The sequence below is a fragment of the Campylobacter showae CSUNSWCD genome (assembly GCF_000313615.1).
GTDB lineage: Bacteria > Campylobacterota > Campylobacteria > Campylobacterales > Campylobacteraceae > Campylobacter_A > Campylobacter_A showae_A.
In genome coordinates this window covers 92,140-101,216 of record NZ_AMZQ01000012.1, presented here as the reverse complement: position 1 = coordinate 101,216, position 9,077 = coordinate 92,140, and the positions used below count along the sequence as shown (strand labels likewise).

The window sequence follows — 9,077 nt, the reverse complement described above, 5'->3', positions numbered from 1 at the left end:
AGTTCTTGTGCTTGCACACTCTTTGAGAAAAACTCCTTTGAAAGTTTTTAACTTATCTTGAGCCTTTAATATTTATAAAATTTAATTATTCCAGATAGTATGGATGGAATTTGCGGTACTTGCGTGATTTGGTTTAGGAAAATTTTGTTGAATTATTCGATAATATTAAAATATTAGAATTAGGATGTGGATGGTAAATTTGCGTTATATTAGGTATTTTAAAATGGCAATAAAATAATATATAGAAAGGATTGGGGGGGGTGAATAAACCCAATCCTTCTTATTAATCCATTTGGTTTCTGATATACGATGGTGTTTCTAGCATATTAGTTGCTTCTTCGCTATTGTATCCGCCACTAACCTTTAGTCTGCTGATTCTTTCATCTAAAATCGGATTTCTTGACTTTTTAAATGCAGCGTCGGGCGTAGAGGCTACGGGCGTAGGTCTTTCTTCCTCTTTGTCTCTAAAGCCGGTGGCTATTATAGTAACTTGAATTTTGTTATTCTCAAAACTTTCGTCGCTTGTGGTACCGAATATAATATCAGCATCATCATCTACAGCATTTTGTACTAGGCACATAGCTTCCTCTATATCACTGAAAGGAGAATCTGGGTGATATTTGAAGTGTACCAGAACGCCCACTGCGCCGTTTATGGTAATGTCGCTTAGTAGTGGAGATTGTATTGCATTTTTGATTGCTTCCTGGGCTGCGCCTTCACCTTCTGATTCGCCTATGCCAAGTAGTGCCATACCGCGGTGTTCCATGACTTTTTTGACGTCGGCAAAGTCAGAATTTATATCGCTATTTCCCGAATCAAGAACTATGGTACACATACCGCTGACGGCTCGAGCTAAAACGTTATCAACTATTTTAAAACTTTCTTTTATACCAGCCTTTTTGTCTATAAGGGATTTTAGTCTTTGGTTTGGTATCACAACTATAGAGTCGGACTCTTTTTTTAGCTCGTTAAGACCTTTTAGGGCTAGATTGTAGCGCTTTTTACCCTCAAAATCAAACGGCATAGTAACTACTGAGATTGTTAGAGCGCCGATCTCTTTAGCTGCCTGTGCTACTACCGGAGCTGCGCCTGTACCAGTACCGCCTCCAAGGCCTGATGCTATAAATACGATATCTGAGTACTCAAGTGTAGATTTGATCTCTTCGTAACTTTCCTGGGCGGCTTTGGTTCCTACGTCAGGATTCATACCGGCACCAAGACCTTTTGTAATCTTTTCGCCGAGTTGAAGTTTTGTAAAGGCCAAAGAGCTATCAAGTGCCTTTACATCGGTGTTGGCAACTATTAGATCGATATCCATTTCATCGCCTTTTTCTCTAATAATATGATTTATCATATTTCCGCCGCCGCCGCCTACGCCTACTACTTTTATCTTTGCGCCGTATGAAGGCTTTTTCTCTTCTACCATAAAGTTACCCATAGTTGATCCAATCTCCTTTTAAAATAGTTGTGTTATTTTATTCCAAATCACAGAAAAAATATTTGGTTTTTTTTCTTTTTTGTTTAAATCTTCATTTAGTTCGTCTTGCAAAGTTCTGTCATCATCGATTCTTAAATCATCTATATAGTTATCATCTAGAGTGCTTCCCCTAAAGATTTTATTATCGACTTCTTCGATATTTTTTTTATCTTCGATTTTTACTCCATTGTCGTAGACTATATCTTTTAAAATCTTATTTTTTACTACAATCTCGTCTTTATATCGCATTTTCTTTTCAGAGTCGATTTCATAAGGCGTAAAGTAGCCTGCACCGTACATACAAAGTCCGATCGCACAAGAATTTGCCGGATCTCTTAAAATTTCATATAGCCCTTCCATTTCCTTTGGTCTTGCTATTCGCACCGGCATATTGTCAAATACTGCTACAGCAAGCTCTCTGATGCCTTCAAGCTTAGTCATGCCGCCCGTAAGAACTACGCCTGCGGCTATTGAGTTTTTGTATCCGCTATCCTCGAGCATTTTTGCAAGTATCATTAGTGTCTCTTCGGCTCTTGCATATATGACGTTTGAAATAACATCAAGAGATACTTCCTGCACCTTGCCATCTTCGTTAATAGGCGGGATCTCAACTAGTTCGTTGGCATTATTTAGCAAAATTCCGTAATTTAATTTTATATCTTCAGCTTTTAAAATAGGCGTATGAAGCGCTGCTGATAGATCATTGGTTATATTTGACGAACCTATGCCTAAAAATTCGTTATATCTTATCGAATTTCCAGAATGAATTATCATATTGCAAGTTGCACCGCCCATATCTATAAAAGCTACGCCTAAATCTTTTTCGTCTTGATTTAGTGTCGCGATAGCTGAAGCGTAGCTGGAAAGTACAATATTATCAGGTTCGACTCCTGCTAAATTTAACGCTTTTCTTAGGTTACTAAGAGATGATTTTTGCGCCATTATGATATGTGTTTGCACTTCAAGCCTGCTTCCGTTCATGCCCAAAGGATCTTCTATATGCTCTTGGTCGTCTACTTTAAAATTATAAGGAAGTATATGCAGTTTTTCATAATCGCTGTGGATTTGCGCCCTTCGCTCAGACTCGGACATCGAGCGTTGTATCTCTTTTATGCCTATTTCATACGTGGGAACATTTACCACACCGTTACTGTCAACGCTTTTTGTATAGGCTCCAGAAATTGAAACGACTACTTTTTCATATCTTGTACCTGCTACTCTTTGAGCATCGATTAAAGCACTTTTTATTGATTTTGATGCGAGTTCAATATTGGTTATTACGCCCTTTTTTATACCTTGAGTTTTTGAGGTTCCTATGCCGATTATTTTTAGTCCTGTTTCATCATGTTGTCCTATTACGGCGCAAATTTGAACAGAACCTACGTCAATGCCTAAAATTTTAGTACTCAAAATAAATGCCTTCTTATTGTTTTTTTGTGTAGAAATATGTTACTTGATAGCGCTTGGTTAGTGCGGTTGTTAAATCTCTAATAAGCTCGTTATTTTTCAAGTAGCCCACATTTTGTGTTATTATTTCTTTGTATTCTTTATCTTTGTCGGTATTTGTTAGTTTTTGCTCTATTATCTCATAAACTACTGCTTTATTGCCGAGTACTACGTAGCCCTTTTTATTGCTTTTTTCAAAAAGGCGATTGACGAATATATTAAACTCGCCCTCGCTTAACCCACCTTCGGCCTTCACGGTATCTCTACTAACAAATCCTATATCGGTACCTTGAAATCCTTTTTCAAGCAACTCTTTTGCTTTTGCTTCTACGATTTCTCTTGTTTTTTGTTCTTTGTAAAGTTCTAAAATTTGATCTTTTGCCTCATTAAAGCTCATTACTCTCGGAGCTACGATCTCTTTTACCTTTACTATCATATAGCCGTCTTCGTATTCAAACGGCTTTAGGGTATCGCCTTTTTTTGCTAGTTTTAGCTCATCCATCGGCAAGCTTGCATTATCTTCAAATGTAGCTATCGATACGTCCGCTTGCTTCTCGTCTTTCTTGATTTTTAGATACTCTTCAAGGGCGACTTTTTTAGTTTGTTTGAGATTGTAGTCTTTTAGTACTTCATCTTTAACAGCCTCAAATTCTTTTATCTTGTCGTCGCTACCTTTGTATTCGTTTTTGTTTTCGTTGTAAAATTCTGTTAGCTCGTTAGTATTTGCATCGCTTGATATAGCCGGGATAAATTTGGTATCAAGCTTAAATTCGGTCATGGTTTTGTATTCGTTCTTGTGTTCTTCCCAGAGTTTTTTGACTGCATCTTCATCTATTTTTATTTCGTCTGCGCTAGCCTCTACGACTTTCATGGAGATTTTATCCTGCATCAAAAAGCTAGCCGTTAGCATATCTATATCTTGAGCGTTTGCGGGTAAATTTATAGCATGTCTTAGCTTATCTAAAAGTATTACGTTTTTTAGGCTTTCCTCGTATTCGCTTTCAGTAGTTCTGGCTCTTTTTAAAGTATTTTTGTAAAGCTCTTTGTCAAATTTGCCGTTTGAGTGGAAATTTTGATCGGCGATGATGTATTTTACTATGTCTTCGTCGTTTACGCCCAGCCCCAAGTCATCGGCAAAATTTAAAAGCATAGTTTCGTTTACCAATGCCTCTAGGGCTAAATTTTCTATACCTAGTTCTTTTGCTTGTTCGTCGCTTAACTGCCCGTCAAAAAGCTGACTATAGTATGCATGAAGCTGACCGTATTTGCTTTGAAACTCTTGGATGCTTATATTTCTGTGCCCGACCTTGGCTACTGAGCTAGCTCTGCTCGCGTTTAGATCGTATGCTCCCCATCCGACGAAGCCTGCTCCGACAAAGGCTATCGTGCTTATCCAAATCGTCACGACGAGATATTTTCTATGCTTTTGCATCCAAGTTATCATCTAGTTCCTTCAAATTCATAAAAATTTTATGCATTATTTTACTGAAATATCGTAAATATCACCTTAAAAACGCGCTTTTTATCGATAAAATTTCAAAAAAATTAACATTTTTAAAGACGTTAGTTTCGTTCAGATTCGTAAAGGCGAGCTACGCTTAGCAATTTGCATGTATTTTCAAGAATTGCGACGTCTTTTGCTAATTGATACGGAGTCCTGCTATGCACGTATACGCCGTAGCCTTTGATGATCATTATGTTAGTTTTGTTTTCTAGCATGTAGCGATAAATTTCCGTATCTGCGCGCTCGTACCAGTCGTCAAACTGCTTTGGATCATAAATCGGGATCTCGTGATGCTTTATGTATCCGAAATAATCCCTAGGGCGGATAAAAGAATGCCCTAAAGTATAAGCCGTTAAATAAGGTGGCATAGCGTAGCAGATATATTTGGCTTCGTTTATATTTTTGTATATATTTAGGTGTATGTCTGCATCTATGCTTGCGTCGTTCCAGCGATAATCCCTTTTTGAATTTAGCATGATCAAGTCTTCTTCTTTAAGATTATCAAAAATTGTCGTTCTTTTATTAATCAAAAAAGAGTCGTGCTGAATTCTAGCTGAAATAGAGCCGTGAAAGACGCCAAAAAAATTTTTTCTAAACATCGAAAGAGCGATATTGCTAATCTCGCGTGCGCAGTATTTTAAGTCCATTTTAACCTTTTATAAACTTTTTTTGTTATTATACACAAAAAATAAAGGCTAAATTTGAACTCCCCACATGTTCCAGTGCTGCTTGATGAAGTTTTACGAGCTTTTGAGGATATAAAAAGCGGCGCGATTGTTGATTGTACGCTCGGATACGGCGGGCATTCCAGCGCGATTTTAGAGCAAAATCAAAACGTAAATTTGATAGCCTGCGATCAAGACGAAGAAGCGATCAAATTTAGCTCCGAAAGACTGAAAAAATTCGGTCAAAGAGCGCAAATTTTTAAGAGTAAATTTTCAGAAATTTTAGGCAAAGTAGAGCAAAGTCAGATTCGAGGCATCCTAGCCGACATCGGCGTTTCGTCGTTGCAGTTAGATAAAAACGAGCGAGGGTTTGGACTAAAGAGCGAAAATTTAGATATGCGCATGGACGAGCAGGCTAAAATTTCAGCTTACGACATTGTAAATTTTTATAGCGCAAAAGAGCTAGAGCGTATCTTTGCCGACTACGGCGAGCTGCCAAATCCGGCTAAATTTGCCGCTAAAATCATAGAAGCTAGGCAAAGTGGCGAGATAAAAAGCGCTGAACGTCTCGCGCAAATAATCGGACTAAAGGGCGTAAACGGACGCAGCGTTAGTGCGGCGACGTTAGCTTTTCAGGCAATAAGGATAGAGGTAAACAACGAGCTTGGCGAGCTGCAAAATTTGCTCCAAAGCATCGAGGATTCGCAGATCGACGAGTGCGTCGTGGCGATAATCAGCTTTCATTCGCTAGAAGATCGCATCGTAAAAAATAAATTTAGACAGTGGGCGCAAAGCTGCATTTGTCCGCCGCAAGCTCTTAGATGCACGTGCGGAGGGGATAACGCGCTAGGTAAAATAGTCAGTAAAAAGGCAATAACGCCAAGCACTGCCGAAGTCAAGGCAAATCCGCGCTCAAGCTGCGCGAAAATGAGGATTTTTAAAATTTCAAGAGGTAAAAATGCAAAATAAAAATGAGCTTTTAGAGTTTAGCGGCGAGCAAAAAAAGGAGCGAAATTTAGACTACAAAACGCTAGCGACGGCGTATTTGGGGCTTTTTATCGCGCTTGCTTTGTTTTTACCTAAAATTTACATCACAAATCAAATTTATTACATCAGCCGCGAAATCGGCGATCTAAGCGGCAAACGCGACGTCTTGCTCGAAGAAAACAGAGAGCTTCGCCTAAAACTCGAGAGGATGAAATATAAAAATCAAATTTTAGATCCGCTCATCTTGCAATAGCTAAATCCCGGCCTCAGACTGCGCGACTAGACGCTCTAGGACGTATTGCTCCAAGTCTTTGCGCGGGATCTCGTTTTTTACCGCTTCGTTGTAGATCATTTCGACTTTTGTAGAGTATTTTTCATAGCTAAAATACGGAAAATGCACGCTCCAAGCTTTTTTTATGAGCTCTTTGCTCACAGCTTTTCTCGCCCAAATTTTAAACATATCAAACCCGATAAAAACGGCCGATGTGCCCGCTACGGCGCTAACGATCGAGAGGTGAAAGTCAAGCTTGGTAAAAATATGATGCGTCAAAAGCAGTAAAATAAAAAACACTACAAAGCACAAAAGCCCGTAAACTAGGTAAGTTCTTGCGTAGCGAAATTTAAAATTTAGCTTAGCAGGATCTACTAACATGCCTTCGTTAAAAAGGCAGTTAGCCTCGAGCAGATCGCGAAACAGCACGGGTTGCTTCGAGATAACAAAGATATTTTCTAGGATTAAATTTTTAAACGCGTTATTTTTCATATTTATGATTATCCTTAAATTTAGCCTCAATTATAGCAAAAACTTCGTAATCCAAGCTAAAATTTGGCCTTAAGGCAACGCTTTTTTAAGAGTATTTGAGCTAAAATTACTTAAATTTTAAGGAGAAAAAATGAACGGAATGGTATACCTAAACGGCGAATTTATAGACGCGGCGGCGGCTAAAGTTAGCGCGTTTGACCGCGGATTTATCTTTGGCGACGGCATCTACGAGGTAGTGCCGGTGCTAAACGGACGCCTTGTTGATAGGGAGGATTTTTGGGAGAGATTTGAGAGAAGCTTGGCTGCGATCGAGCTAAGCTTGCCGGTTTCAAAGAGTGATTTTCAGGGTGTTTTAGAGGAAGTAGTCTGGCGAAATAACCTAAAAGAAGGCGGCGTTTATATGCAGATCACCCGCGGCGTCGCCGATAGGGATTTTAAATTTATAAAAGGCCTAAAGCCGACTTGTTTTGTCTTTTGCTACGAAAAAGATATAGTCGCAAACCCCGACGCCGCAACCGGCATCAAAGTCGTTAGCGTCGAGGATATCCGCTGGAAGCGCCGCGATATCAAGTCCATCTCGCTTTTAGCGCAGTGCTACGCCAAAGAACAAGCCGTAAAAGCCGGCGCCTACGAGGGTTTTATGGTCGAAAACGGCTTTGTAACCGAGGCGACTAGCTCGTCTGCGTTTATCATAAAAGATAACGTCCTCATAACCAAACCGCTTTCAAATGAGATTTTGCCTGGTATCCGCCGCAAGGTGATTTTAGGTTTTGCCGAAAAGGCGGGGCTGGAGATCAGGCAGCGACCGTTTACGATGCAGGACGTTTACGATGCCGACGAGGTGTTTATCTCGGCTGCGACGCTGCCGCTACTGCCCGTCGTCAAGGCCGACGGCAAGCCGATAAACGGCGGCAAAGTCGGCAAATACGTGCCGATACTAAGGCAGATGTATATAGATAAGATCAAAAAAGAGGCTGGGCTTTAGGCTAAATTTGACATTTAAGACTGCCTTGTGCTTTGCGTGAGGCGACTTGAAATTTGCCAAATTTGGCGACTAGCTCGCAAAAAGCTTTGGCAAATTGGGTCGTCAAATTTGACACGATGTGTGTTAAATTTAAGCCCAAATTCGTCAAATTTGGCTTAACCAATCGGCAGTAAATTTGCCGTCCGAAGCGTTAGTAAATTTGAACCAAAATAACGCTTGTCGACCATCAAAGTTCGGAACTAACGATGAAAAATAAACCCAAAATTTTAATCAGCGCCTGTTTGCTCGGCGAAAACTGCAAATATAACGGCGGCAATAACGCAGACGCGATTTGCGCTGGCGAACTTGCCAAACTTAGGCAAATTTACGAGCTCATCGCTGTTTGTCCGGAGTATCTGGGCGGATTAACAACTCCGCGCGAACCTGCCGAAATTTGCGTAAATGGACGAGTGATAACTAAATTTAGCGGTCGCGACGTGACGGATGAGTTTATTTTGGGTGCTCAAATTTGCGCCGATATCGCTAGTGAAAACGGCTGTAAAATCGCGGTTTTAAAAGAGCGAAGCCCAAGCTGCGGAAGCGGCGAGATCTACGACGGAAGCTTTACCGGGCGGATCGTTAGCGGCGACGGACTAACCGCAGCGGCGCTAAAAAAACTTGGCGTTTTGGTAGTTGGCGAGAGTACGCTTGCGGAGCTAAATTTAGAAAAAGAAGCAGAAAATGGCCGAGTGGATAAATGCTAAAGACATATTGGACGGCGCGAAATTTTACGCCGGGGCAGCAATTAGGATAATGCCCACGCCGTGCGGGCTGGCAGAGGGAAATTTTATCCCCGAAAACGGGCTTGTTTGCCTTATCTCGTGCAATGCTTCGGACAAGAGCTATTTTAACTGCGTCTGCCTAAGCGCAGGCGAAGAAGGCAACGTGATCTGCCGCCCCTGGCGAGATGGCAACTGCGTGCTTGGAAGCGAGATCAAGCGGATGTTTGAGAGCGAGCTGCAAGAGGCGTTTATAAGTAAAAGATTCACAGTCGCGGTAGCATAGGGCGGAAAAATTAAGTAGCTAGAATCAGGTTGCTAGAGCGGCACAAACGTCGTTATAAATTTGGGCGTATAAAATTTCTAGCGCGACTTTGGAAAAATTACCGCTTGAAATTTAAAAAATCTCAAATTCGGCAAATTTACTTAAACTAAAAATCTGCACGCGGGTTACCGTACGACTAACTTTAAATTTAAAATTTGCATGCTGCT

General features: G+C 40.6%; 10 protein-coding genes. 5 read left to right on the top strand and 5 right to left on the bottom strand.

The window, feature by feature from the left end; all coding sequences use genetic code 11:
• Positions 1-283: 283 nt before the first annotated feature.
• The 4 genes from ftsZ to CSUNSWCD_RS09180 form a co-directional block, all read right to left on the bottom strand.
• Positions 284-1,438 (bottom strand): cell division protein FtsZ, encoded by a 1,155-nt coding sequence (gene ftsZ / locus CSUNSWCD_RS09195; RefSeq protein ID WP_009496063.1) that lies wholly within the window; start codon positions 1,436-1,438, stop codon positions 284-286.
• Between the two features lie 18 nt (positions 1,439-1,456).
• Entirely contained in the window at positions 1,457-2,887 is a 1,431-nt protein-coding gene (gene ftsA / locus CSUNSWCD_RS09190) for a cell division protein FtsA (RefSeq protein ID WP_009496062.1), read from the bottom strand.
• A gap of 13 nt (positions 2,888-2,900) precedes the next feature.
• Positions 2,901-4,367, bottom strand: coding sequence for a peptidylprolyl isomerase (locus CSUNSWCD_RS09185; protein WP_009496061.1), 1,467 nt, complete (start codon positions 4,365-4,367; stop codon positions 2,901-2,903).
• A 119-nt stretch (positions 4,368-4,486) separates the two neighbouring features.
• On the bottom strand, positions 4,487-5,074 hold the full coding sequence (locus CSUNSWCD_RS09180) for a class II aldolase and adducin N-terminal domain-containing protein (protein ID WP_009496060.1): 588 nt from the start codon (positions 5,072-5,074) through the stop codon (positions 4,487-4,489).
• 54 nt (positions 5,075-5,128) lie between these two features.
• Between CSUNSWCD_RS09180 and rsmH the strand changes: the two genes are divergently transcribed.
• Entirely contained in the window at positions 5,129-6,061 is a 933-nt protein-coding gene (gene rsmH, locus CSUNSWCD_RS09175) for a 16S rRNA (cytosine(1402)-N(4))-methyltransferase RsmH (RefSeq protein ID WP_034964767.1), read from the top strand.
• The gene (locus CSUNSWCD_RS09170) at positions 6,051-6,332 is read left to right on the top strand and encodes a hypothetical protein (protein WP_009496058.1); all 282 of its coding nucleotides are present in this window, start codon (positions 6,051-6,053) and stop codon (positions 6,330-6,332) included. The genes rsmH and CSUNSWCD_RS09170 overlap by 11 nt, the downstream gene beginning before the upstream one ends.
• Here the strand turns inward: CSUNSWCD_RS09170 and CSUNSWCD_RS09165 are convergent, their stop codons facing one another.
• A complete protein-coding gene (locus CSUNSWCD_RS09165; RefSeq protein ID WP_009496057.1) occupies positions 6,333-6,842 on the bottom strand; it encodes a hypothetical protein in 510 nt (169 codons plus the stop codon). It abuts the gene before it with no gap.
• A gap of 130 nt (positions 6,843-6,972) precedes the next feature.
• Here CSUNSWCD_RS09165 and CSUNSWCD_RS09160 point away from each other — a divergent pair, with 130 nt between their 5' ends.
• From CSUNSWCD_RS09160 to CSUNSWCD_RS09150, 3 genes are all read left to right on the top strand, one after another.
• A complete protein-coding gene (locus CSUNSWCD_RS09160; protein WP_009496056.1) occupies positions 6,973-7,827 on the top strand; it encodes a D-amino-acid transaminase in 855 nt (284 codons plus the stop codon).
• A gap of 245 nt (positions 7,828-8,072) precedes the next feature.
• Complete coding sequence (locus tag CSUNSWCD_RS09155; protein WP_009496054.1) at positions 8,073-8,570, top strand: 2-thiouracil desulfurase family protein; 498 nt, start codon at positions 8,073-8,075, stop codon at positions 8,568-8,570.
• Positions 8,548-8,871 (top strand): hypothetical protein, encoded by a 324-nt coding sequence (locus CSUNSWCD_RS09150; protein ID WP_034964765.1) that lies wholly within the window; start codon positions 8,548-8,550, stop codon positions 8,869-8,871. The genes CSUNSWCD_RS09155 and CSUNSWCD_RS09150 overlap by 23 nt, the downstream gene beginning before the upstream one ends.
• The last annotated feature ends 206 nt before the right edge of the window (positions 8,872-9,077 follow it).